Raw genomic sequence first — 24,302 nt, forward strand, 5'->3', positions numbered from 1 at the left:
TTTGAAATGAAAGTAAAGGTTTTAACCTGTTGTATTCTTATGGCTGTTAGCACAACAGCAGCGGCAGAAGGAAAAGCGAAAAAGCCAAAGAAAGTTTGGGATGTAACAAGTGAGGTAGGTGCGATCATAACCAGTGGTAATACTGAAACAACCACACTAAAGGGTGGCATAAAAGCAAAGCATAACCTCACAAATTGGCATAATGAATACAAGCTGGATGGCTTCTATAAAGAAGACACACGCGAAAATGATGCCGGTGAAGATATCACATCACGCACTAACGAAAAGTATTCGGCTTCGGTACAAGGTAACTACAAGTTAAATGAAGATCACAGTCATTTATTTGTATTTGGCTCTTACGTATCTGACTACTTTGGCGCGTATCGCAGTGAAGCTGTGGCTTCTGTGGGTTATGGCCAGCGTTTATTTGAAAATGATGATATGTACTTAAATGCTGAAATTGGTCCTGGTGTTAAGCGTTTTGAGCACCAAGATGATAGTAAAGAGCTAGGCGATAATGGCGAGCTATTAGCTGGTACATCTGAGAGTGAGTTTATCGGTGTTGGTAAACTAGACTATCAATGGCAAATTTCTGACAACGCACGTTTTACTCAGCTGATCGCGATAGAATACGGTGACACAAACACCAAAACAACGTCAGAGACCGCACTATTAACTAAAATCAACGGCTCGCTGCAGATGAAAGTGGCTTATAACATTATTCATAACTCTGACGTAGCAGACGAAAAAGAAAATACAGACACTGAAACCTCACTTACGTTGGTTTACAGTTTCTAACAAGTATCTTGCCAAAGGGTACCTCAGTGCCCTTTTAATTCTTTTAAACTTCGGTAGAATGCTCAAAGTTTAACAAAAATCCATAATGGAAGAGATTTCAGTGAAGTTCTTCAGAATATTATTTCTCTCAGTATTTATACTTATCTCGCATCAAACCGTTGCGATTACACCGAGTAAACAGCAAATTGAGCAGTTTAAAAAGCTTCCAAAAGCGCAGCAGGAAGCGCTTGCGAAACGTTACGGTATAGATTTGAACACCTTAGACGGGAATACTAAAGGTGATAAAAAAGATGAGGAGAAAGATTCCTCAATTCGACCTCGTGATCAAAAAGATTTGCTGGAGGAAGAGACAGAGGAAGACAAGTACAAGCCAAAATTAGAAGAGTTAAAACCTTTTGGTTATGAGCTTTTTGCAGGAGAGCCAACGACCTTCATGCCATCAGAATTGGCAGCGATACCTGACACTTATTTGTTAGGTATAGGTGATATGGTGAAGATCAATCTGTATGGTAAAACCAATGAAGAGCATGAAGTCCAAATTGACAGAGAAGGTCGCCTCGCTATCCCAAATTTAAGTCCTATCCATGTGATTGGACTGTCATTCAAAGAGCTAAAAGCACTGATCTCAAAAAAAATCGCAGAAGAAATGATTGGAGTACAAGCCTTTGTTTCTATGGGTGAGCTAAACCCTATGCGTATCATGGTTGTTGGTGAAGCATACAAACCAGGTAGCTATACGGTATCTCCTCTTGCCACTGTGACGCATGCGTTGTTTGTGTCTGGTGGGGTGAGTGATAATGGCTCATTAAGAAAAATTCAAGTAAAAAGAGCTGGCGAGCTTGTTACTACTTTTGATCTATATGACTTATTATTGTTTGGCGACAGCTCAGATGATGTTGTACTAAAACCTGGTGATGTTGTATTTATTCCACCGGCTGCGAAAAAAATCAAAGTTAAAGGTGAAGTAAATCGCCAAGCTATTTTTGAGCTTAAAGATTCTGACTCACTTGACAGTGTCTTAGCAATGTCTGGCGGTTTTAAAGCGAATGCAAATAAATCAAAAGTGGTAGTTTCACGCTACAACGGTGATGGTAAACGCATTACGCTTAACTATAATTTTACTCAGAATACCAGTTACAAGCCGCAAAATGGTGATGAGATTTCCGTAAATGCGGCTTCCACACGGTTTCAAAATACCGTCACTGTAGTGGGTGCGGTAACGAGTCCAGGACACTATGAGTGGCACCAAGGTAAGACGTTAAAAGACGTATTTAGCGCACCACGTGAAGACTTACTATCGATAGCAGACTTTGGTTATTCACTTATCATCCGTGAAGTAAACTTCAAAGGTGACATCGACATCTTACAGTTCTCATTACAAGATATTTTTGATGGTAAATCCGGTGACATTGCACTGTCTTCCAACGACACGATTGTTGTTTTTAGCCGTTATCAATTGAAAGAAGAAGAAGAGCAGCTATTAGACGATTTAGCTTACAATAAAGAGCAATTGAAGCTGCGTGAAAATGTCAAACTGTGGGAGCAATTTGAGCGTGACGAGTTCTTAAAGTACATTGGATTGAAAGACGATGAGCTTTTTGAATTAGAAGAGGAAGAAGTCAAACTCATCACCAGCATAGGGGCTCTTTTTGAAGAGCCGGAAGAAATTGAAGAAGATGACTATGCAGTATTTAGCCGTCAAAAACTTCTTGCGCCTATCGTTGCTAAGTTACAAAGGCAAGCAACGCCAACTGAGCCTGCAAAGTTATTTGCTGTTAATGGGCAAGTTAAATTCCCAGGCGTTTATCCTCTTGCTAAGCAAGCGAACTTCCAAAAAGCAGTACAGGCAGCCGGTGGCTTTCTTGAAGCAGCATACCTTGAGCAAGTTGAGTTGACCCGCGTTGTATATAACGATGGTAAACAAGTTGAGCATATTCAATTTAACGGCTTAGATGAACTAACAAGCCCCACGCAGGCACTAACGAGTAAAGATACAGTCAATATCTTCCCGCGACCAAATTGGCAGGATAGATTGCAAGTAAAAGTTGTGGGTGAGGTCAGGTTTCCTGGTATTTATACCATCAAGCGCGGAGAGACGCTGGAAAGCCTACTTACCAGAGTTGGAGGACTTAGTGAGTTTGCCCATAAGGATGCGGCAATTTTCACTCGTGAATCAATTAAGCGTAAAGAAACCTCGCAAATTCAACGCCTAACACAAGAGCTTAGACGCGATATCATTACGAATACCTTCCAAAAAAGTGCGACAGCAAATACTTCGATGCCTTATGAAGATATGGATAAGATTTTACGTGATTTATCTAAGGTTGAAGCACTGGGGCGTCTTGTTATTGATTTAGATAAACGCGCGACAAAAACGATTCAACTAGAAGATGGCGATGCGCTGTATATTCCAGCGATGCAAGATTCAGTGAGTGTTATCGGAGAGGTCAATCTTGCCGCGACACACTTATTCGATGCGGGTAAATCGGTTGATGACTATATCAAAGCCAGCGGTGGTCTAAAACAGAAGGCTGACGATGAGCGTATTTACATTATAAAAGCTAACGGGTCGGTAGTTCTACCAGGTTCAGGTTCATGGTTTGCGGTGAGCAATTACGCCAACCAATTAGCTCCAGGTGATACCATCGTCGTGCCACTAGACGCGCAGCATATGGATCAATTGACGCTCTGGAGTACAGCGACTCAAATATTGTCACAAATAGGTCTTGCGGCAGCATCGCTGGCAACATTGAATAAAGACTAATACGTCATAGAAATCTAACACAAAAAGGGTACGGGAAACTTGGGTTTCCCGTATTTACGTTTTATGCAGAAACTAAAAAAGCACATCATCAATATCATTGAGTTTACCCGAGGAGCTGTGCGACCTTTTTTTGTTGCTGTGCCGACGTTAAGTAGACTTTACTATTTACTGTTTGACCGCGCATTTGGCTACGAACAGCAGGCGATACTAAAAGCAAAGATCCAATATCAAAAGCATCAAGGGATCCAAAAAAGTGCCAGTGCATTACTCAGACGTAATATTCATAGGCTGGAAAAGGGGTTGATTATGCGGCCTCGAAAACCAGTATTTGCTCTGGACTATATTGCTGAAACTGTGTCTGTGTATCAGCGGGCTACACAAGTTGATAATCTAGAACAGACAGATCTAAAGTGGGCTCATTCGGTGCTCAAACAGTACTTTGATGTTTGTGATACCAGTCACCCTATTGTTAAAAGTAGTTACCTTACTTTTCAGACTATTGAGTTTGAAGGTGATTGTAGCGCCACACCTTATTCAAGTAGTCAGCGAGTAAAGCATGATGTTTCTTACGAGCAACTCAAAGCGCTTGCTACATCAAGGCGCTCCGTTAGGTGGTTTGAGCAAAAAACCGTAGATAGATCACTACTAATTGATGCTTTGACTATCGCAACCCAAGCACCCAGTGCATGTAATCGTCAAGCTTATGAATTTATGTGGATTGATGATGAGCAGATAAAGCAAAAAGCAGCCAGTTTACCAGGAGGCACGGCTGGCTTCGCAACCCAAATCCCTTGCTTATTAGCGGTAGTGGGGGATTTATCAGCGTACCCCTTTGAACGAGATCGTCATGTAATTTATATCGATGCGTCGTTGGCCAGTATGCAGTTTATGCTAGCATGCGAAACGCTCGGATTATCGACGTGTGCGTTAAATTGGCCTGAATTACATAAATTAGACGAGCGAGCTGCGCGCTTACTTAATTTACCCCAGCATAAGCGTATTGTAATGTTTATTGCCGTCGGATACGCCTTAGCTGATGGTGGCATTCCATTTTCAAACAAAAAATCAGCAGAAGTGCTACTAACACGTGTGGAACCAAAAGAGTGATTAATATAGAAGTAAAAGGGGTTCAGTTTTCCAATAAAGGTGCTGAACTAATGCTGTTGTCTGTGTTAGAGCAGCTAGATAAAGAAATAGGTGAGTACAATCTAGTATTGTCTCCAGGTCCAAACCTTCCCTACAAACAAAGAGCTAGATTAGGGGCGTTGCAAAAGCTTAGTTTTCGGAGGGGACCCTTCGACTTAACGGGGTTATTCGGCAAATTACCGCAATTTGCTAAACGCCTACTTAAACGTTATGGCATTGTAACAGAGGCAGATGTCGATATTATTTTGAACGCCAGTGGTTTTTCGTATGGCGATCAATGGCCATTAAATGATTTGAAAAATGCAGCAAAGGAAGCTGTACGATTCAAACAAGTAGGTAAGCCTTATATTGTGTTACCGCAAGCACTTGGTCCGTTTAACAAAGTAGAGCATGCAAAAGCGGCTCGAAAATTGATAAACTCAGCGACAAAAGTATATGCCAGAGATAAAGCATCCTATCAGGCATGTGCCGCACTTAATGAAGTTGGCACGTTACATCAAAGCCCTGATTTTACGGCGCTAATAGAACCAAGTATTATTGAACCATTTACGACAAAGACGGTCTGTTTTATTCCAAATAATAAAGTGATTTCTAAATATCACCATGAAACAGCACAAACTGGCAGCGAAGCATATATTGCATTTTGGCGTTATCAAGCCGAGTTTTTTAAACAGCATGGATTTGATATTTTGCTCCTAAACCATGAAGGTGCTGAAGATAAGCATTTGTGTGAACAGATAGCTGAAGTTATAGGGGAAAGCGTTGAAATCGTCGATGGTTTGGGTGCAGTTGAAATCAAAGCGCTGTTAGGGCGCTGCCAGGCAGTGGTTAGTAGTCGCTTTCATGGTTGTGTCAGTGCGCTATCACAAGGTGTTCCTTGCTTGGCTACCAGTTGGAGCCATAAATACGAAATGCTCTTTGAAGAGTATGGCTTAGCAGATAATATTTTGAATTACCTAGCGAAGCCTGAGCAAGTAAATAAGCAGCTAACGCAATTTATCAATAACCTAGATAGCCAGAAACAAGCCGGTTACGGGCATGCGGCGCAGGTAAAACAAGAAAATAGAGCAATGTGGCAAGCCGTGATTGCTGAAATTAATGGGTATCAGCCAAAATAAGCTGATAAAATAGACTGCGTATAGAAACAAGTTGGGTGCCAAATACTTTATTAGGACTCAACCAAAAAATGCAGATGTAGCTCATCAACGATAGAGGAACTAAAGATGAAAAAAGCAAGAGGTTTTAGCTTAATAGAACTGTTGATCGTATTGATCATTCTAGGGTTATTGGGTTCCTTAGTTGCACCTAAGTTATTCTCAAAAGTCGGTTCATCTAAAAAGAAAACGGCTGTAGCCCAGATGCAAATGTTTGAAACGGCGATCGATACGTATCGTTTGGATATGGGCACTGTACCATCTTCACTAGAAGAGTTAAGACGCAGCAATGCAGCTAATTGGGATGGTCCATATCTGCCAAAAGATATTCCACTAGACCCGTGGGGTAAACCGTATGTGTATACCGTACCAGGCAGTGACAATCGCCCTTATGACATCCTGTCTTATGGCTTAGACGGTAAGCCCGGTGGTGAAGGCGAAAGTGAGGATGTAGTACATAAATGATGGATATTAAATCGCTACTGAGTGAGTCATTCAAAGTATCAAACTCGGACATTGATAAAGCTGCAACTTATCAACAAAGATATGGTGGACGTTTAGAGAATATCCTCATCAATATGGGGTGTTTAACGGAAGATGATTTACCTCCCTTATATCAAGTTCTGCTTGGTTATGAGACATTTGAGCCCGCACATTATCCAAACTGGCAGCCAAGTGACTCGGTAGCGTTTGAGTGTTACGAAAAGTTAAAAGAGCTTAACTGTGTCTTGTTATCCGCGGATAACGACAGTTGGGTTATTGCTTGTAAAGACCCTCTTGATACAGAGCTGTCGCAGTATTTGATGCGTCAAAATGTAGCGATTACTGTATTAGTTGCAACTGAGGCGCAATTACAAAGCTTCTTCTATGAAATTCAGAGTCAAACAGAAGCAAACTTCAGTGAAGATGAGCTCACCGGAGCTGAAGAAGCAAGACTGCGAGAATTAGCTTCAGAAGCGCCGACTGTTAACTTATTAAATTCATTGATTACTAAAGCGTTATCTCGTGGCGCATCGGACATGCACCTTGAGCCATATAAAGGGCGTTTTAGGGTGCGATATCGAGTTGATGGTGTACTGCATGAGGTTGACTCATTAGCACCGAAAATGCAGTTACCTATTACCACTCGTCTTAAGATCTTATCGGGCATGGATATCGCTGAAAAACGTCGTCCACAGGATGGCAAGATAGAGATGCGTATTGCCAATCAAGAATTAGATATTCGTGTATCAGCATTGCCGTTGAATGAAGGTGAAAGCATTGTTTTACGTTTTCTGAGAAAAGACTCTATTCGATATGATATGTCTGTGCTTGGTTTGTCAGAGGATACTCAAGGGCTAATCAATCAAGACTTGAAAAAGACCACGGGTGTGATCTTACTGACCGGTCCTACAGGCTCAGGTAAAACTACTACGTTGTATACCTTTCTTAATGAGCTAAACACCGAAGACGTAAAAATTATTACGTTAGAAGATCCGGTAGAATACCAACTGGAAGGTATTAACCAAGTACAAGTAAACCCTGAGATAGGGTTTGATTTTGCCGCAGGTCTTCGCTCTATCGTCCGACAAGACCCTGATATCATCATGGTCGGTGAGATCCGAGATAAAGAAACGGCACAAATTGCGCTTCAGTCAGCGTTAACTGGTCACTTAGTATTTAGTACAGTACATACTAACGATGCCGCGGGTGCTTATACTCGACTACTTGACTTAGGTGTTGAAGAGTTCTTATTAAACGCAGCCCTTGTATCAGTGGTTGCTCAGCGTTTGGCGCGTCGACTCTGTGCGCATTGTGCACAGCCTGCTGAAAATGCAGATGAACTAATCAATAAGTACCCTCTACAAGAAATAGCTGATATGGCGGGTATAAAAACCTTAAACTTAAAACAGCCCAAAGGCTGTGAACACTGTAATAATTCAGGTTTTAAAGGACGTATTGCAGTGAATGAATACCTCCGTTGTGATGATGATATCAAAGCAATTCCTAAAAATGACCAATTTATTGGTAAAGCCAAAGCGCATAACAAAAAGCTACAAAGAAGAGACTTGCTTGAAGATGGCCTCTTTAAGGTGATCACCGGTGTTACCACGATAGATGAAGTCTTAAGGGTAGCAGGCTAATGGAGTTTGAGTACAAGGCAATAGACAGCAATGGTTCCCGCCATCAAGGAACCATTGAAGCCAACGACCAAGCACAAGCTCAGCAACGCCTCAATGCAGAGGGGCTTAGTCCGATAGAAATAAAGGCAATTGCTAAGTCATCCTCTTTTTCTGGGTTATTTACGCAAAAAGTGACGCTCGATCAACTGGAGTTTTTCACCAGTGAACTCTCCTTGTTGCTCGAAAGTGGGGTAAGGGTAGACAAAGGGATTGATATTATTCGTCAATCTAATTCCGATCCAGCACTTGGGCGGCTGCTAAATCAAATTGCCAGCTCGATAAAAAAAGGGGAATCGCTCAGCCAAGCGTTTGGCAAACATGAAACTCTGTTTGGACCGCTATATATTAGCCTGCTAAAAATTGGTGAAACCTCTGGTAATTTACCCGAAGTGTTGCAACGTTTAGCGGCTGATCTTAAATTTCAAAAAGATCTCAAATCACAAGTTAGTACCGCGCTTACTTATCCAAGTGTGATTTTCTTTGTCTGTTTGATGGCTGTGTATTTTGTGCTGACATTTATTGTACCGAAAATGTCAGGGATTTTTACCGACTTGAGTCAAGCGCCGTGGTACACTCAAATGATCATCGGGGTGAGCCAATTTTTTATTGATAACCAGTTGTTTATTATTGGTGGTGCAATTACGAGTTTAGTCTTAGGTGGCTACGCTCTACAACAACCAGAGGCAAGAAATTGGCTATATGTACAAGCCAGTAAAATCCCCGGTATTGGCGCTATTATCACTACCTCTGAAAGGATTAGATTTGCCCAATCTATGTCAATGATGCTAGAAGCCGGTTTGCAACTAGACACTACACTTGCGCTAACAGCTGAAACATTAAAACACCCAGATTTTAAACGTGACGCAAAACAAGCGCTAAAACAACTAAAGTCAGGTAAACAGTTGGGGGTTGTACTTAGTAAAACACGGATATTTCCTGACTTCTTTCTATCCATCATCAAAGTGGGTGAAGAGACAGGGCAACTACCCAAAGTATTTAATGAAGTTGCAAATCGCTCACGTACAGACCTAGAGCAAGTGATCAGTAAATTTACCACAATGCTAGAGCCTATCATGTTGCTATTTATGGGTGGCTTTGTTGGCGGTATTGTTATCACGATGCTGTTAAGTATGGTGTCTATTAATGATGTTCCACTCTAAATCCAGTCAAGGCTTTTCACTCATTGAGTTAATGATAGTCCTTGCTATTATGGGGGTGGCGATGAGCTTAACGGGTGGGCTTGTCATCCAAGCATTCGAGAAAAATAAAAGGCAGGTTGAATTAGAGCGAGTAAAGCAAGCTTTTAAAGTATATGGCTACCGATCATTTTATTCAGGCTATGACACAAAAGTGGAGTTGGTAGGCAATACCGCGGTTATTTCATCAGGTGCGGATGAAGAGCCAGAAGTTATTGAATTCGAGTCATTGACTTTTGTCGCAGAGCAATTTCATATTAGTCAAAAACTAACCATACAACCTGCAACATTCGGTGTGTTTATCAATGAACAGCCTAGATTTTATGGCGTTCCTAGTGTGTTAGAACATGGTCAATAAGCCCTCTGGTTTTACTCTTATTGAAGTACTTATTGCGGCGGTGATTTTGTTTTCGTCAATCGCCATCGTTGCTGAGCTATTTTCAGCAAGCAACTTAAGCGCGGATAAAATAGTAGATTCAAACCGAACGCATCAAGCAATTTATAGCGGCATCCCTATGGTCAAAGAAGCACTACGCACTAAGGTTTATAAAGCAGCGAAGCCTGAATATGTAACAGGTGTGGTCGAGAGCTTTTCAATGCCAATAGTTTGGCGGGCCAACGTTGTTGAGCGTTTTGCTCCTCCAAGAGATATTGAAGATACATTTGAGCAACCTAAGCGTTATACATTGTACCAAGTTGAGATGAGTACAAATAATCAGCCTGATCGGGTTTTCTCATTTAATATGGTGGTATGGGAGTGATGCGTCAGCGAGGCTTTTCACTGATTGAGTTAATGATAGCAACTACGCTGTTGTCCTTAGTTATGTTCGCAGGTTACTACAGCTACAGTTTATATAGTGGTGCATGGAACAAGCGTGTTGAGTATTTTTGGAAGTATGCAAAAGAAGACGTTGTTCAGGTAAAACTGGTAGAGCTATTTCAAGGGATGGCGCCTTATCTGATAAAAAAAGAACGTGGTAATGAAGCATTCATTGCATTTTCAGGCACGTCACAAACGATGACATTTATCTCTCAAGGGGGCTTTTTCGCACATGGCTATGTCGTAGCCAAATTAGAAGTTGTGACTGCGCAGCAAAGCGGCAAAACAAGGCTACAATATAGCGAGGCCAAAATAGGCGCCCAACCTCTGCTACATTGGGAGGTAGAGCAGTTGGAGTTTACAGAGCCTTATATTATTTTTGATGACTTGGTATCTGCCAAGTTCAGCTACTACGGTTGGCAGGACTATGCGAGTGCATTTCGTAAAGATGATGACGAGTTATTAATCACAGACACTAGTAAATACCAGCGCTGGTTCGATAATTATCTCGCTAAAGAGAAGCGGCTGAGCCCACTCAAAATTAGGTTGCAACTGCAAGCCACTCAAACATCAAGAGAGTCTGACATTATTTTGCCTTTGTACAGTGCACCAGAGCTTGTGGTTTCCAGTGGGTCGGGAGCTAACTTTTAATGCGTAACAAGCAACGTGGTATTGCACTAGTACAAGTACTAATTATCTCTGGGGTGCTAATGTTGTTGGGTATTTTTATTCAACAAACCTTGAGGCAGCAGGCACAAGTAGTTGCTATTGGCAATGATAAGGTAATGTTAAGACTAGCACTTGAAGATGCACAGGCGCAGGTTGTGACGGCACTCCTATCACACAACCGCTATCAAGAACCTAACGCGCAAAACATGGTTGTTAAAAGTTGGAACTTTTATGGCCAACCTTTCATGGTGGGTGATGTGACTGTCAAACTTCAAGATATATCAGGGTTACTGAATATCAATACTGGTAGCCGTATTATGCTGACTCGGTATTTTGAAAAGCACATCGATAAGCCGAGCTTCACTGACCACTTAATAGATAGTATCGCAGATTGGAAAGACGCGGATAATTTAAAACATCTCAATGGGGCTGAAAAAGGGGACTATAAAAATGGTATTACTCCTAGAAATGACTACTTGCAGAGCATTGACGAGCTAAAGACAATTATGGAGCACTTAAAGCTAGGCTTTAATCACGCTCAAAGCGTTCAGTCACTCAGTTTTGCAAGAATTTCAGGGTTTAATCCGCTCAATGCACCTGTTGATGTATTAGAAACATTGTTGCAGAATGAAGATCAAATACAGCAGGTGATACAAGCTCGCGACCAAGGTCAGCTAACAGGCCTTCGTTTTTATCAGATTACGGGAATAGACTACGACGAATACGTTACTTTTGGCACTTCGCAGCATATTAGGTTAGAATTGTCGGCTACAAAAAATGGGGTCAGAGTAACTAAAAAGCTGAATCTAAAAGTCAATCCCAGAGCGCTAGAAAAGTCACTCACAATTTCTAATATAGTGTGGTATTAAACTTGGAAATTATTAATAAAATACAACAAGCTGCTTCAAGTTACTTAACTGGTAAACTCAGTTATTTTGATGGTACTCACTATGCAGTAAAGGCATCAGGGTTTAGCGAAACTAAGCAACCTGGTGCAATCTGTATTGTGGCGCGTAACCACTGCGTGGAGACCAAAAAAAGCTACAGCTCTATTAGTCGCAAAGAATTACAAGCCATTCTAACTCTAGAAAAGAAAAACGCAGCTCAGCCCACTTGTTATCGCGTAATAGAGAACGCGAAGCAAGACGCATTTGAAGTGCACAAAACGGTATTCTCAGTTTCGGTCGAAACACTAAAAAATGCGTGGTTACTGATACCGGAGAGCTTTTTGCTCGGAACGTTATATCCAAAACAACTACTAAGTGTAGAAACGCCAAGTGGTACACTTTATAGTTATATGTCAGATTCATTGCATTGCTTGTACCAAGCTGGGCTAATTCGCTCTATTGAGGCTTTTAAACACAGTGTTGGACTGCCTGATGATGTTAACGATCAAACGCTTACTTTATCTGATTATGCAAAAGCCATAGGACAAATAGGAGTAAATAAATCATTACTTGAGCTACTTCGTGCCTCTGCCGTTTGCACCCAAGGCAAGGTGAATGCAAATAAATTACACGCATTGTATATTGCCCCCTTAATGACGTTTACTATTCTACTTGGTAGTGCTGTAGGCATGCAGCTGTATCAGCTCAACAAAAATGAAGCAGTAGCTTTGGCAGCGAGCGATGAAATTAAAACGATTTTGGCAACCTCAAACAACATCACACAGATGAATGCGGTAATAGCTGAAGTGAACGAGCAGATCCTAAGTAAACCTCTGGCCTATCACCATTGGCAGTTGTTAGCATTATTGGTAGAAGAGAAAGTTAAATTTAACTTCCTCCGCTATGAAAACAATGCAGTTGTTGTTGATGGCGAAGTTGAAAATTCAAGTAAAATGCTGGCAAAACTGAACCAGCATCCGCTAGTACAAAGTGCCCAATTTACTGGAGCGGTGAGTAAAAGTGGTGATACAGACAAGTTTAATCTAAACATCACTTTGAATTAAGCGAACGGTAAAATGAAAGAACTCACAAAGTATAAACATTATTTAATTTTTATCGTGGTGATTTTGGGAGCTACGTATATTACCGATCCGTTATGGTTGCTTTACCAAGAACAAAAAGAAACCTTGGCCTTATCAAAAAAACGCACAGAAAAAGCCCAGGCACTGGTTGCCAACCGCGATGAATTAGAGGCTAAGTTTAGCCAGTTGAATCAAGAAAGTTCTAAAGCTAATGCACTGCTTTTTAGCCAAGTTAGCGAGGGGGAGTACAAGCTTGCGGTACAAAATACGTTGGAAGAAATTTTGTCAAACGCTGGCTGTACACTCAATGTTGTAGACTGGGAAGAGGCTGCACAGGTATCAGCATATGTACAAAGCAAAAGCATAAAAGTAGATTTTAGCGGCAGTCCTTTATGTTTAGCAAAAACAGTGAGACTAATTGAGTCAAATACCCCAGCGCTACGCATAGAGCGATATGCGTATGGTGCAAGAGGGTGGTATGGAAAGTTTTCAGAGCGCTTAGAAGCAGAATTAACAGTAAAGTCATGGCGTAAGGTACAAGGCAAATGAATAAAGTGATAATCACACTGTGTTTAGCCGTGGTGCTATGGTTTGCCTCTCAGCAGTGGTTGGCAGAAGCCGATGGCGGGCTTTCACATCAAACACCAGACACCACAACATCACTTAACGCTTTTTCTAGGCTTGAAGTTGGCGTGCTGGAACAAACATGGCAGCAAGCACTCGCTGCACAAAAAAAGCAACAAGAATTAGCAGTACAAGAGCAGGCTAAACGCAAAGCGAAGCAAAACAAGAATTTAATTAGTATCGGAAACCACTCATTTGAATTGATTGGGGTGTTTAAGCAACAAGCTGAGAGCTTTGTGCTACTAAAGCCAGAATCAGGCGCGTTAATCAAATCTGGTGTCAACCAAGTGGTGATCGATGAAATTAAAGTGACGAGTATTTCTGCAAACAGTGTAGTGCTTAGTAGTGCAGATCAAAGCAAAGAATTTAAACTTTTTAAGTGGCATAAAAATGAACAAGTTAATTAGAGTCGCCCCGATTGCGTCAGTGCTACTGGCACTATCTGGCTGTCAAAGTGTGGTTGCGCCAAATAGCCCAACATCTGCAAAGCAAGTCAATGTTCAGCGCTCATACTTAGAAGAAGAGGCCGCAGGCGCTACGTCGAAAACGCCTGTAAACACTGAAAATGCCACTCAAGAAGGCGGTTTTGAGTACTTGAATCGCCTGGCCGATCGCAAACAAAATCTAAAACTCGAAATTGACCTATCAGCCCAGTTTAGTGGAACGGATAAATATCAAGTCTCAGTGGATGCGTTACCACTGAATGACTTTATTCATTATGCGCTTGGTGAGTTACTAGATGTTTCTTACCTGATAGAGCCGAGTGTAAAAGCAAAAACCACGCCGGTAACGCTAGAGCTAAAAACCGAAGTGGGCGCAAAGCGCTTATTTCAACTTATTCAAGAGGTGTTAGCGCAAAATAATATTGATATTGTGCTAAACGATGGGGTTTTCTACGTTTACCCGTTTGAAAAGTCAGGAAGTAAATCAGAAAGAGCCTTTGGCTTTGGCCGTACCGCTGCCTCGGTACCAAATGTGTCGAGTGATATTATCCAGCTGGTACCGATAAAATATGGCGTATCAACTGGGCTTAGGAATTCAGTTGCAGGTTTGGTTGATGCGCAAATTGCGATTGACCCCGCGCAAGGGATGATGACGGTGATTGGTAAGCGTGAACAGATTATACGTGCGCTAGAGCTACTTGCGCTTATCGACAGCCCAGCACTGAGTAACAAAGCTATTGCGCTGATGAGCTTTACCTACATTGACTCGCAAACCTTTATTGAGAAAGTCAGCGAAATTTTGGAAAATGAAGGGGTGCCCGTAAACAGTGGGGCAAGAAGCTCAGCCAGTATCCAATTTGTTCCGATAGAACATTTAGGTAAAGTGGTGGTGTTTGCTACCGCTGATGAAATTATTGACCGTGTTGAATATTGGGCTAAACAGCTTGATAAACCGGCCACAGGCTCTGAGCAAAGCTTTTACATCTATCACCCTAAATATGCACGGGCAAGCGATTTAGGGCAAAGCCTAGCACCTTTGCTTGGTGGTAATAATTTTGCAACAAACAGCGGTAATAATGCCCGTTCAGAAACGCGTGCAAGTACCAGTAGTAATACCTCAAGTTCGGCTACACAAAGTAATCGAACACGTAGCGGTGGTGCTGGTAGTAGTGCCGAGAGTGGTAGTTTCGCCGTAGAGAGCGATGGCATTAAAATGGTGGTTGATCAGCGCGCCAACGCATTGATTTTTTACTCTACAGGGCAATATTACCAAGAGCTTCAGCCAATTTTAAAGCAGCTGGATATCATGCCAAAACAGGTGATGATGGAAGTGGTTATTGCTGAGGTTAAGCTGACAGGCGGATTTTCTAAAGGCGTGCAATATGCTTTAAAAAGTGGCGACTCAACCACTACCACAGAGGAGTTTAACTTTAGCTCGAAAGATGGCTTTAACTACTCTATTGTAGGCATGCCTGGCAGCATTAAGGTTAATCTCAATCAGTCTAATGGTTTGGTTAACGTGCTGTCACGGCCAACCCTTTTAGTAAGAGATGGTGTGGCGGCTAATATTAGTGTGGGTGATGATATACCCACAAAGGGCAGTACCACCATTGACCCTTTAGGTAATACTGACCGTGAAACCTCTACAATACAGTATCGTAAAACAGGGGTGAATTTAAATGTAACACCGACTATTAATGCTCAGGGTACGGTTATTATGACTATTGAGCAAAGTATTTCGTCGGTGAATAACGAAGCTGCCGGTATTTCAGGAACTCCAGCTATTTTTGAGCGTAGCCTGAGTACCGAAGTCGTAGCAGGCGATGGTCAAACTGTGTTATTGGGAGGGTTAATTAGCCAAAATAACTCCAAAGGGGCAACATCTGTTCCCTTACTGGGTTCACTCCCTATGCTTGGTCACCTGTTTAGAACAGACGAAAGCAGCACAGATAAAACCGAGCTTGTAGTATTGGTAACCCCAAAAATTATTAATAATCGTGATGATTGGCGAAAAGTTGAACAGAGCTTTAAAAAAGGTTTAGAAAATTTGGTATTTTAGCTTGATTATCCAACAAATTATGGTTAATTTAAGCTAGTTTCTTTGACCCTAAAGGAAAAGCTCGTGGGTAAAAGAAAATTTCAATCTCATTTGGTGCTAAATCGCGGTAAATATGAAAAGAATAGTCACTGCATTAGTACCAAAAACTGTGATATTTAATAGGGTAAAACTTGACATCTAGACAAGTTATACTTAGATTGACACCATTCGATGGAAGTCGATTAAAAATATAAAAAGTTCTTGGCTTATTGACCCTTCCTAATCAATAAGCCTGTTTCATGAAACTAGGAGAATGGAAATAATGAAACTATTCAAAAAAGCGCTTGTAGCTACGGCTATCTTTGGTGCTATCGGCGCTCAGGCTGCTGACGTATCTGACGCTACTCAATTCACTTCATCAGAAGGTTTTTCAGTAGGTAACCTTGCTACACTAACAAGCCAAGATCCTGGCGTTCGTGTTATCGTACGTGAACAGCTTGAAGCTGGTGACAGAATCAAGCTACAGTTCGGTGCTGGTCTTGATTTCGAACCTACTGGTGGTGGTTTCGCGGGTGTTAACCTTTATAACAGCAATACTGGTACTGCTCTTCCTGCAACTGGTGTACCTGCACGTACTTTAGGTATTAATACTGGTTCTGGTACTTACGAACTAGAAGAAGTTCCTTCTCTACGTGACGTTAAAAACGGCGTTGTCGTTCTTGAAGTTAAAACAGGTTTCACTATCGAAAAAGACGAGTCTTTCGAAGTCATTCCTGACGTACTTCTTTTTGATTCAAAAGCTACTACAGCTAACGCGACTGTAACTTATAGCGCTACTAAGTGGCAAGACGGAACTCCTAAAGATACTACTGGCGACAACACAGGTTCATTCCTTAAGTTTGCAACTCAGTATTCAGCTAAAGTTTCTACTTTGCTAGACGGCGTAATCGAGCGTGAAGATCAACTATCGTTCATCTCTGGTAACGTTACTGGTGACGACAACGCTGATACTCTTAAAGTAGGTATCACTGATAATGCAAGCTACATTGCTGCTGCTACTGGTGCAAACGTTTCTGCTGATTTCGTAATCACAGGTGATTTCTCTGACCTAGTAGCTGGTGATTTTGCTGTTACTGCTGACGCAGGTGCTGATTTCGTTAACGCTGATCTTTCAGTAGCTCTAGCAGGCGACAAGAAGTCTGCAACAGTAACTGTTGTAGATACAGCTGCGCAAGACGACGGCATCGCTGGTACGTTCACTCTTAGAATTGATAATGCTACTCGTACGGGTGCAGGCACTCCAATTACTATCAAGGCAACTTCTTTCACTATCAAAGGTGATGTAGACTTTGACGGTGCTGGTACTATCACTGACACAAATGTACTTGCAGCTAACACAAACGCTGGTCAATGGGTACTTGATGCAACTATCATCAACATTCCTTACTTCCCAGTAGGTTTTGAAGGCGTTAACTCTCAAGTTAACTTTGCTAACGAAAGCGGTGCAGCTGTTGATGTAAACGTAACTGCTATCGACGGTGCAGGTGTTCAGTACTCAGGCTCACTAGCTGACCTTGCTAAGTACAGCACAACTAAAGTAAGCCAAGTTACTCTTATGGCTGCACTTAAAGACAGCAAAGGTAACACAGTACCTGCAGGTTCTAAGCTAAGCGTTACTTTCAACATCGATGCTGATGACGGTAAAGTAAATGCGTACGCGTTCAGTGAGAAAGTTGGTCTAGGTCGTCAGTCTCTAGTAACTTCTCAGCAAAAAGGCATCAAATAATAATTTAATTATTTAATGCAAAAAAACCCAGCTTAGGCTGGGTTTTTTATGCCTGTCGTTTCCATAGTCGTGTAAAGCCATCTTTTCCTCTTTTCAACATCCACCTTGCCTATTACAATCAAGTCCTTATCGAGTTTATTATTTTAAGGAGCCTTTAATGCGTAGATTAAAAACGGCCATTGCGTGCTTGCTGTGTTTTTCGCCTGTTGCTTGGGCAAATTTATGTGCATTACCTGAGGCGTTAACCAGCCAAGCCGGTAAAAAGCAAACCATCCCTTTTGCTAAAGACAAGCGTATGTATATTGAGCAGTGGCTCACCACAAAAACGATTAGTCCGCACTCTGCTGTGCTAGCCACCAATATTACTTGTCAAAAAATGGAAGGAGTACAATACACAGGTTCAAAAGAAGAGTGGTATGGTCTTATGAATGCCATTGCCAAAGGGTTTGTACAACAAAATGCTAAAGATATCGAGCTGACATTAGTGGGAGAAGACGATGCGGTTTATCAAGGGAAACAAGCTCACCAAGAGTACACCTTGACCGCAGATGTGAGCGGTAATAAACAGTTTATTCGCAATATCACTTGGTTAGACTTTGACGCCAACACGGCATTGACGGTCTCTGTGAGTGGTAACGAAATCATTGCCCCACAAATCGTAGAGCAGTATAAACACCTGATCCACACCATTAATCGTTAATACTATTCTTGTGATAGCTGCAGTGGTTATCTTCATAGCTGAGCTTGGCGATAACCACAACAGATAACAAAAAGAGCGGAGATTACTTGGCTGTACAAGCGTCGTTAACTTACTTTAACCAGTGTAGCCAAATAAGTTCTAGTACTACGATAAAACATCATAAAGCCAATACTTGCCATACCGTAGGCCACCACACTCGAAATGGCTGCACCAACACCACCATATTGTGGTATCAATACCGCATTTAGTACTATATTCACAATGGCACCTACTAGGTGGCTATGTAAACTTAACTTGTGGTTATTAGATAAAATGAGCCACCGGCTCATAAAAGCTCGGCTAAAAATAAATAAACAGCCAAAGATATGTATTTGCAGAATCAAAATACTGCTGTGATAAGCCTCTCCAAACAGTAGTAAAACGACAGGCTCGGCAAGCCAAAGAGTGAGTGCGATGACGATGATTGCTGCGATGGTGGAATATAAGTAGCTGCGCCTTTGTAGTTGCCAGTAAAGCTTTGGTTGAGCGCGATATAAGCTTACTAATTTTGGCATAAATACATTAGCAACCAGCACTGGCAACACATACCAAAACTCGGATAACTTAGCCGCTGCGGCGTAATGCGCTACCGCTTGGGTATCTACTAAACTGGCTAGCATAATTTGGTCAATTTTTAAGTAGAGCACCGCTGCAAGGCTTGAAAGCAGCAGCCATTTTCCGCGCTGAAGCAATAACCGTGCCCCACGTTGTAGTCTAGGTGCGGTGTTGAGTCTCTCTTGTTTAGAAGGGGGCTGTCGTTTAAGTAACAGCAAATAAGCCAGCGCCAGCAAAATATATTCAAGGCCTGTGAGTATTATCCAAAGTGCGATTGGCAGCTCAAGTATAATTGCCACCAGTAGTGCAATTTTACACGCCACTTTGATGACTACCCTTGGGACAAGTGTAGCAATGATGGATTGCTTAGCGATAAAGAAAAACTCAATGACGGTCGCTGCATTGCCTACTTGTAGCGCCACGAGTAAAGCAACTAAATAGGCATCAGTCGGGGTGAGGGTGAGCCACCCCAATACATAGGCGATAGGAATAATAAGCACTGCAAATATAAACCGCACCAGCAGTGAAGCATTTAAGTAGAAAGCGCTGTTATGAGGGTATAGAGTAAAATATTTGCTACTTACATTGTTTAGCCCCATTTGGGTAAACACAAGAAACAGCGAACCGAATGCTACAATGGTTGAAAATTGCCCAAATAGCTCTGTACCCGCATATCTGGCCATGAGCAGTGCGCTTGCAAAGCTAAAAAACAGTACAACAAAGCGCTCAATGATTAATAGTGCGCTATTTATAAAGAGCTTTCGTCTCACCCAAAGCGCTCTCTAGCTACGTCTATGTTCTTAAGCTCTTGTTCACAAAGCTTAGCAAGGTGTGTTTTTATTTCTTTGGATCTAAAATATTCTTGCAGTGTATCTACTACTTTTTGGGTTTCATGGCTTATTTGAGACTCAGTCGCATTGTGTACTTTAATGTCAAGTGGACGATTAAATTGTTGGGTGAACTTGTCACTAAACGCGTTAAGGTTATCTAAAAAGCCAACTAGGCCAAAGCAAGCGAGGTTTTCAATAAATCTAGTATGCTGCGCCTTTGCCTCATCAGGTGTGGCAGGGTAGCGGCCACAAATAAAAGCACTTTGGGTATTGGCCATTTGCCATCCTCTGGTACTAAAAAGTATGGTATTTGCTTCGGCAATTAAGTCATCGTTACTAAAATTATTGGGAGGCATCACAGGTAAATTGTTTGTGAGCTTGTTAAAGATATAATTTGATTTAAGTCGGGCAATTGGATCTCTCAACATCGTAATAAAGTGTACGTCGCGATAGGTGCTTAAAATATCGTGATTCACCCCCCAGTGACCACTAACATAATGTCGTTCAAGAGATAAAAAGTATCGTAACAGGCCTTGTAGCTGGATGAGATGGTGCTCACTAAAGCGGCACTGGCTATCAAGAGAGTCGAGGGCTTGTCCAAAGTTGGTCATACTTGCGGCTATACTGGTGTCTCGGCACAACCTAGCATCTTCTGGGGTTGCAAGCGCTTTACGAAGCGCGTTGTCTATAGCGCTGCCACCACATTTACCAATATGAATATACGCGGCACGCTTTGCAACTGGGGTGTTGGTAATAGGGGTTACAGTAATATGGTAGCCAAGTTGGCTGGCTAAGCTTTTGACGAGCTGTTTCAGCATAGTGGGTTAGCAAATTTAGATTTTTCAATATTCTAGCACTTAAGACGTCGCACAGAAACAAAACGACATGGTACAGTGGCTGTTATCTTGCGGTTAGCTTGTGCTATTGTATAAAATTTGAGAGTTTAAGCGGAAGTGACTCTGAAAAGCGCTTGATATATAATGCGCCTCTGGTCGAATCTTTCGGCAACTAATGAATAATTCTCACATAGGTCAATTTTAAGTGGTATTAAGTAACATTATCATTTTTTTTGCAGCTTTTCTTAGCTTGTTCATATTTAGAAAGCTGGCAAAAATAATCAATCTCGTCGATACCCCCAACGAGCGGAAAAACCATAAAGGGCGGATCCCTTTAGTTGGTGGTGTGGCAATATTTGTGATTGTGTGTTGTTACTTATGGCTGTCAGGTAATGGCATGACCAATGTCGGGGTATATCTTATTTGCGCTGTAAGCTTGCTAGTGATTGGCGTGATTGATGACCTAATTGATGTGTCATTTAAATTGAGGCTTGTAGTGCAGGCCGGTGTGGCATTTGCCATGATTTTCTTTGCTGATTTAATGCTCTCACAAGTTGGTACTTTGGTTGGGCCATTTGAACTCAATATTGGTATGTTTGGCATAGTAGCTACGGTCATTGCTGTGGTTGGTGCTATCAATGCATTTAACATGGTAGATGGCATTGACGGGCTGCTAGGTGGTCTCGCTACCGTTTCTTTTAGTTCGATGGCGGTGCTATTTTACTTAGCTGGGCTCACTGATCTGTTTGCTTTTACTATCGCTATTGTTGTTGCCACTTTACCCTATATTTTGATGAATTTAGGGATCCCTTTAGGTCGACGGTTTAAAGTATTTATGGGCGATGCTGGTAGCACCGTTATCGGGTTTACTGTTGTGTGGTTATTGCTCGAAGGCTCCCAAGGTAGCGTGGTTGCGATAGACCCTGTTACGGCACTATGGATTGCGGCTATTCCAATTATGGATGCGGTTTCTACAATTATGAGGCGGATCAAAAAAGGCCAATCACCTTTTAAACCCGACCGTGAGCATCTACACCATATTCTACAAAGACTAGGTGTGGGCCCTAAAATGACTTTATTAGTCATCTGCTCAATCGCGAGTCTTTTTGCGCTAGTCGGTATCTTTGGGCAGCTTTACGACGTTCCAGATTACGTGATGTTTTATGGGTTTATTTTTTGCCAGCTAGTTTACAATCAAATTATGGTAAACATCTGGAAAATTACTGTACTGGTGCGGAAGTTTTTTGGTATCTCTAAAAAGCAAGAGGCAAACGAAAGTGAAGAGCGCGTAGGCTAATGCGCATATATCTAATGCGCTTATCTATTTGCTTTTTATAAAAACGATATTGTGATGCTGAATAAACTTATCCGACAAGCTGGTGTATTGCTCAGCGGTAACTTGTTTGCTTCTGTACTTAATTTTTTATCTGTCGCTATTTCTTTAAAAGCGCTTGGCGTTGAGTCTTTTGGTCAGGTGACCTTATTGCAAGCGTATATTCTTGTGATTAGCTTGTGTTTCAACCCACAAGCTTGGCAAGGGCTGATCCGGTATTTCAGCCTTGAAACAGACCAAGCAGGGCTGCTTACTTCAACATTAAAATATGACTTAATATGCGCAGTGCTTGGCACTGTGCTTGCTATTTTGATCGCCCCACTTTACACCGAAAGCTTTAAGCTCAGTGAATACACTGAGCTTTTACAGTGGTGTGCTCTTTATATCTTGATTAATCAAACCAGTGTTGCCATTGGTATTTTACGCTATCAGGAGCGCTATAAAGCCCTTGCATTACAAAATGTGATAAGTGCTGTACTATTTTTTGTTTGTGTACTTGTGGGCTTTTGGTTGGCGTTAGATGTAGACTACTATGTTGCTAGTTACCTGCTAACGCTTGGGCTTGGTGTTGTATTTATTCAATGGCTATGTTTGCCTTATACACTTTCGTTGTTTAAGGCGCGTAAAGACAACAAGGTTATGCTTTCAAATGCCCGTAAAAAAGAGTTTAACAAGTTTAATTTTACAGTGCATATGACAGCACTTGCCGACATACCGGTCAAGCAATTAGATAATATCCTAGTTGGTGCGGTGGTATCTGTGAGTGCAGCAGGTGCGTATCGAGTGATCAAACAAATTGCCACTATTTCAACAAAGGTAACAGCTCCGCTTAATCAAGTTTTATACCCCGAAGTTAATACACTGCTAGCAAGCAAAGAGTACAGCAAGGTTAAGGGCGCGATGCTAAAAATTATCACCTTGTTGTTGGTTCCTTCATTAGTCGTAGTGGTGCTGGCAAGTGTTTCTACAGAATACTGGATCCCGGTGATGTTCTCTGAGGAGTTATTAGCGTATAAATGGCACATCATCACATTTTTGCTTATTCACGCTATTGCCACCGCATTTACCCCCGTACACCCAATATTTTTGGCATTAGGTTATGTGAAACGCTTATTTATAATTACGCTATTTTCCAATTTGGTATTGTGTGCAGGTATTCTTCTGCTAGGGCCGCAAATTGGACTGTGGGGCATCGTAATCGCAATATTTATACAATATGTATTGACCATTATATGCAAATTACCGCTCATTTTAACCAGACTTGCACGAGAAATGGATGAAAGTACTACATTACATACCTAGCTTTTCTGTTACTACAGAGACTTTTATTTATGATCAAGTCGTTGCACTAGAACGCGGTGGGGTTGAGTCTGCGGTACTGACAGCCAAGCGCTTGAATGTACACAGCCGACCTTTTGATAAGGTATATACCGCTCCTATCAAGTCTATTATTAATCCACGTATTACACAGGCCTTTGCTTTACGTTTGCAGTTACTTCCCTTTATGATTGACTATAAAACATGGGCACGTGTCATAGAAGAATTTAAACCTGATGTGATCCATTGTCATACGGGTAATGCTGTGAAGACATGGATGCATGTTAATGACAAACTGGGTTTTAATATTCCCACTTTGGCATCCTTACATGGTTCAGATGTTAACAGTGAACCCTTGATCCGTCCTAAGTATCGCGCAGTGCTTGAAGAGGCGGGTAAAAAGCCTTTTATCAAATGGACTGTGCCATCTGCATTCTTAAAGCAAAAATGTATGCTTAACTTAGGCACGCCAGAGAATAAGATAAGCGTAGTACACAACGCATTTAATCCTATATTTTTGGCGGAGCAGCAAAAAAAAGCGCTTGATGAGTTAAGGATTATTTCTGTTGGGCGCTTTATTGGTTGTAAAGGGCATACTTTTTTAATTGATGCCTTTTCTTTATTACTAAATCGCTACCCTAATGCAACGCTTACGCTTGTGGGGGGCGGTGAGCTTGAAAGCCAGTTAAAAGCCCAGGCAGAAGCGCTCAATATCGACCAAAAAATTACATTTATAGAGCAAGTTCAGCACGCTCAGCTACCAAAATTACTGGGCTCACATAATGTATATGTGCAGCCCTCAATTAGAGATGAAATTACGTTTCAAGAGGAATCATTTGGTGTTGCTGCGCTAGAGGCGATGGCAGTGGGGTTGGCTACTGTGGTGTCTGAATGTGGTGGGCTTACCGAGCTTGCGTCACTTACAGACACAGATGCCGTTGCCGTGGTACCACAAAAAGACGCCAGCGCGATAGCAACAGCGGTTGGGCAATTATTTGACCGTCAAGCTTGTCTTTCTCCTTCTGAGCGTGACAAAGTTGGTGCGCTATTTTCATCTCAGACGAATACATCAGCTATCTTAACGCTGTTTAACCAGCTTTTATCTGAGAAGTAGCATCACTCG

22 protein-coding genes are annotated in these 24,302 nt (G+C 41.8%); 20 read left to right on the top strand and 2 right to left on the bottom strand.

Annotated features, from left to right (window positions below):
• Window positions 1–6 precede the first annotated feature (6 nt).
• The 17 genes from F9Y84_RS04230 (at window position 7) to F9Y84_RS04310 (ending at window position 18,269) form a co-directional block, all read left to right on the top strand.
• Window positions 7–798 carry a DUF481 domain-containing protein gene (locus F9Y84_RS04230; protein ID WP_147389422.1) on the top strand — a complete coding sequence of 264 codons (792 nt, stop codon included), beginning with the start codon at window positions 7–9 and terminating at the stop codon, window positions 796–798.
• Window positions 799–883: 85 nt separating this feature from the next.
• Complete coding sequence (locus F9Y84_RS04235; protein ID WP_147389421.1) at window positions 884–3,562, top strand: SLBB domain-containing protein; 2,679 nt, start codon at window positions 884–886, stop codon at window positions 3,560–3,562.
• Between the two features lie 63 nt (window positions 3,563–3,625).
• A complete protein-coding gene (locus tag F9Y84_RS04240) occupies window positions 3,626–4,669 on the top strand; it encodes a nitroreductase family protein (protein ID WP_147389420.1) in 1,044 nt (347 codons plus the stop codon).
• Window positions 4,666–5,826, top strand: coding sequence for a polysaccharide pyruvyl transferase family protein (locus tag F9Y84_RS04245; RefSeq protein WP_147389419.1), 1,161 nt, complete (start codon window positions 4,666–4,668; stop codon window positions 5,824–5,826). The genes F9Y84_RS04240 and F9Y84_RS04245 overlap by 4 nt, the downstream gene beginning before the upstream one ends.
• A 105-nt stretch (window positions 5,827–5,931) precedes the next feature.
• Window positions 5,932–6,327 (top strand): type II secretion system major pseudopilin GspG, encoded by a 396-nt coding sequence (gene gspG / locus F9Y84_RS04250; protein ID WP_128731087.1) that lies wholly within the window; start codon window positions 5,932–5,934, stop codon window positions 6,325–6,327.
• Window positions 6,324–7,985, top strand: coding sequence for a GspE/PulE family protein (locus tag F9Y84_RS04255; protein WP_147389418.1), 1,662 nt, complete (start codon window positions 6,324–6,326; stop codon window positions 7,983–7,985). Before gspG ends, F9Y84_RS04255 begins: the two co-directional genes overlap by 4 nt.
• On the top strand, window positions 7,985–9,184 hold the full coding sequence (locus F9Y84_RS04260) for a type II secretion system F family protein (RefSeq protein ID WP_147389417.1): 1,200 nt from the start codon (window positions 7,985–7,987) through the stop codon (window positions 9,182–9,184). The genes F9Y84_RS04255 and F9Y84_RS04260 overlap by 1 nt, the downstream gene beginning before the upstream one ends.
• Entirely contained in the window at window positions 9,168–9,578 is a 411-nt protein-coding gene (locus F9Y84_RS04265) for a type II secretion system protein (RefSeq protein WP_147389416.1), read from the top strand. Before F9Y84_RS04260 ends, F9Y84_RS04265 begins: the two co-directional genes overlap by 17 nt.
• Window positions 9,568–9,981 (top strand): type IV pilus modification PilV family protein, encoded by a 414-nt coding sequence (locus F9Y84_RS04270; RefSeq protein ID WP_147389415.1) that lies wholly within the window; start codon window positions 9,568–9,570, stop codon window positions 9,979–9,981. The genes F9Y84_RS04265 and F9Y84_RS04270 overlap by 11 nt, the downstream gene beginning before the upstream one ends.
• Window positions 9,981–10,691, top strand: a complete 711-nt coding sequence (locus tag F9Y84_RS04275) for a PilW family protein (RefSeq protein WP_225740766.1) — start codon at window positions 9,981–9,983, stop codon at window positions 10,689–10,691. The genes F9Y84_RS04270 and F9Y84_RS04275 overlap by 1 nt, the downstream gene beginning before the upstream one ends.
• On the top strand, window positions 10,691–11,578 hold the full coding sequence (locus F9Y84_RS04280; protein ID WP_147389413.1) for a type II secretion system minor pseudopilin: 888 nt from the start codon (window positions 10,691–10,693) through the stop codon (window positions 11,576–11,578). The genes F9Y84_RS04275 and F9Y84_RS04280 overlap by 1 nt, the downstream gene beginning before the upstream one ends.
• Window positions 11,579–11,580: 2 nt before the next feature.
• Window positions 11,581–12,660, top strand: a complete 1,080-nt coding sequence (locus tag F9Y84_RS04285; RefSeq protein WP_147389412.1) for a hypothetical protein — start codon at window positions 11,581–11,583, stop codon at window positions 12,658–12,660.
• 12 nt (window positions 12,661–12,672) lie between these two features.
• On the top strand, window positions 12,673–13,227 hold the full coding sequence (locus F9Y84_RS04290) for a hypothetical protein (protein WP_147389411.1): 555 nt from the start codon (window positions 12,673–12,675) through the stop codon (window positions 13,225–13,227).
• Window positions 13,224–13,709 (top strand): hypothetical protein, encoded by a 486-nt coding sequence (locus F9Y84_RS04295; protein WP_147389410.1) that lies wholly within the window; start codon window positions 13,224–13,226, stop codon window positions 13,707–13,709. The genes F9Y84_RS04290 and F9Y84_RS04295 overlap by 4 nt, the downstream gene beginning before the upstream one ends.
• Complete coding sequence (locus F9Y84_RS04300; RefSeq protein WP_147389409.1) at window positions 13,693–15,804, top strand: secretin N-terminal domain-containing protein; 2,112 nt, start codon at window positions 13,693–13,695, stop codon at window positions 15,802–15,804. The genes F9Y84_RS04295 and F9Y84_RS04300 overlap by 17 nt, the downstream gene beginning before the upstream one ends.
• Window positions 15,805–16,105: 301 nt before the next feature.
• Complete coding sequence (locus tag F9Y84_RS04305; RefSeq protein ID WP_147389408.1) at window positions 16,106–17,569, top strand: hypothetical protein; 1,464 nt, start codon at window positions 16,106–16,108, stop codon at window positions 17,567–17,569.
• 157 nt (window positions 17,570–17,726) lie between these two features.
• Window positions 17,727–18,269: a hypothetical protein gene (locus F9Y84_RS04310; RefSeq protein WP_147389407.1), complete on the top strand. Its 543-nt coding sequence runs from the start codon at window positions 17,727–17,729 to the stop codon at window positions 18,267–18,269.
• A 104-nt stretch (window positions 18,270–18,373) separates the two neighbouring features.
• Here F9Y84_RS04310 and F9Y84_RS04315 read toward each other — a convergent pair whose 3' ends face one another.
• On the bottom strand, window positions 18,374–19,633 hold the full coding sequence (locus F9Y84_RS04315) for a flippase (RefSeq protein ID WP_147389406.1): 1,260 nt from the start codon (window positions 19,631–19,633) through the stop codon (window positions 18,374–18,376).
• Window positions 19,630–20,511: a hypothetical protein gene (locus F9Y84_RS04320; protein ID WP_147389405.1), complete on the bottom strand. Its 882-nt coding sequence runs from the start codon at window positions 20,509–20,511 to the stop codon at window positions 19,630–19,632. Before F9Y84_RS04320 ends, F9Y84_RS04315 begins: the two co-directional genes overlap by 4 nt.
• A gap of 223 nt (window positions 20,512–20,734) precedes the next feature.
• On the opposite strand from F9Y84_RS04320, the gene wecA reads away from it, so the two are divergent.
• From wecA to F9Y84_RS04335, 3 genes are read left to right on the top strand one after another with little or no spacing between them, the layout of a single operon-like run.
• Entirely contained in the window at window positions 20,735–21,826 is a 1,092-nt protein-coding gene (wecA, locus tag F9Y84_RS04325; RefSeq protein ID WP_147389404.1) for a UDP-N-acetylglucosamine--undecaprenyl-phosphate N-acetylglucosaminephosphotransferase, read from the top strand.
• 54 nt (window positions 21,827–21,880) lie between these two features.
• Window positions 21,881–23,164 (top strand): lipopolysaccharide biosynthesis protein, encoded by a 1,284-nt coding sequence (locus F9Y84_RS04330; protein WP_147389403.1) that lies wholly within the window; start codon window positions 21,881–21,883, stop codon window positions 23,162–23,164.
• Complete coding sequence (locus tag F9Y84_RS04335; protein WP_147389402.1) at window positions 23,139–24,293, top strand: glycosyltransferase; 1,155 nt, start codon at window positions 23,139–23,141, stop codon at window positions 24,291–24,293. Before F9Y84_RS04330 ends, F9Y84_RS04335 begins: the two co-directional genes overlap by 26 nt.
• Window positions 24,294–24,302 lie beyond the last annotated feature (9 nt).

Origin of the sequence: Pseudoalteromonas peptidolytica, assembly GCF_012641745.1 — a bacterium.
Classification (GTDB): Bacteria; Pseudomonadota; Gammaproteobacteria; order Enterobacterales; family Alteromonadaceae; genus Pseudoalteromonas; species Pseudoalteromonas peptidolytica.

Bases quoted from the DNA above. Each gene is read 5' to 3' on its own strand.
- F9Y84_RS04230 (WP_147389422.1), top strand. From the start codon at position 7: ATGAAAGTAAAGGTTTTAACCTGTTGTATTCTTATGGCTGTTAGCACA.
- F9Y84_RS04235 (WP_147389421.1), top strand. From the start codon at position 884: ATGGAAGAGATTTCAGTGAAGTTCTTCAGAATATTATTTCTCTCAGTA.
- F9Y84_RS04240 (WP_147389420.1), top strand. From the start codon at position 3,626: ATGCAGAAACTAAAAAAGCACATCATCAATATCATTGAGTTTACCCGA.
- gspG (WP_128731087.1), top strand. From the start codon at position 5,932: ATGAAAAAAGCAAGAGGTTTTAGCTTAATAGAACTGTTGATCGTATTG.
- F9Y84_RS04255 (WP_147389418.1), top strand. From the start codon at position 6,324: ATGATGGATATTAAATCGCTACTGAGTGAGTCATTCAAAGTATCAAAC.
- F9Y84_RS04260 (WP_147389417.1), top strand. From the start codon at position 7,985: ATGGAGTTTGAGTACAAGGCAATAGACAGCAATGGTTCCCGCCATCAA.
- F9Y84_RS04265 (WP_147389416.1), top strand. From the start codon at position 9,168: ATGATGTTCCACTCTAAATCCAGTCAAGGCTTTTCACTCATTGAGTTA.
- F9Y84_RS04270 (WP_147389415.1), top strand. From the start codon at position 9,568: ATGGTCAATAAGCCCTCTGGTTTTACTCTTATTGAAGTACTTATTGCG.
- F9Y84_RS04275 (WP_225740766.1), top strand. From the start codon at position 9,981: ATGCGTCAGCGAGGCTTTTCACTGATTGAGTTAATGATAGCAACTACG.
- F9Y84_RS04280 (WP_147389413.1), top strand. From the start codon at position 10,691: ATGCGTAACAAGCAACGTGGTATTGCACTAGTACAAGTACTAATTATC.
- F9Y84_RS04290 (WP_147389411.1), top strand. From the start codon at position 12,673: ATGAAAGAACTCACAAAGTATAAACATTATTTAATTTTTATCGTGGTG.
- F9Y84_RS04295 (WP_147389410.1), top strand. From the start codon at position 13,224: ATGAATAAAGTGATAATCACACTGTGTTTAGCCGTGGTGCTATGGTTT.
- F9Y84_RS04300 (WP_147389409.1), top strand. From the start codon at position 13,693: ATGAACAAGTTAATTAGAGTCGCCCCGATTGCGTCAGTGCTACTGGCA.
- F9Y84_RS04305 (WP_147389408.1), top strand. From the start codon at position 16,106: ATGAAACTATTCAAAAAAGCGCTTGTAGCTACGGCTATCTTTGGTGCT.
- F9Y84_RS04310 (WP_147389407.1), top strand. From the start codon at position 17,727: ATGCGTAGATTAAAAACGGCCATTGCGTGCTTGCTGTGTTTTTCGCCT.
- F9Y84_RS04320 (WP_147389405.1), bottom strand. From the start codon at position 20,511: ATGCTGAAACAGCTCGTCAAAAGCTTAGCCAGCCAACTTGGCTACCAT.
- F9Y84_RS04330 (WP_147389403.1), top strand. From the start codon at position 21,881: ATGCTGAATAAACTTATCCGACAAGCTGGTGTATTGCTCAGCGGTAAC.
- F9Y84_RS04335 (WP_147389402.1), top strand. From the start codon at position 23,139: ATGAAAGTACTACATTACATACCTAGCTTTTCTGTTACTACAGAGACT.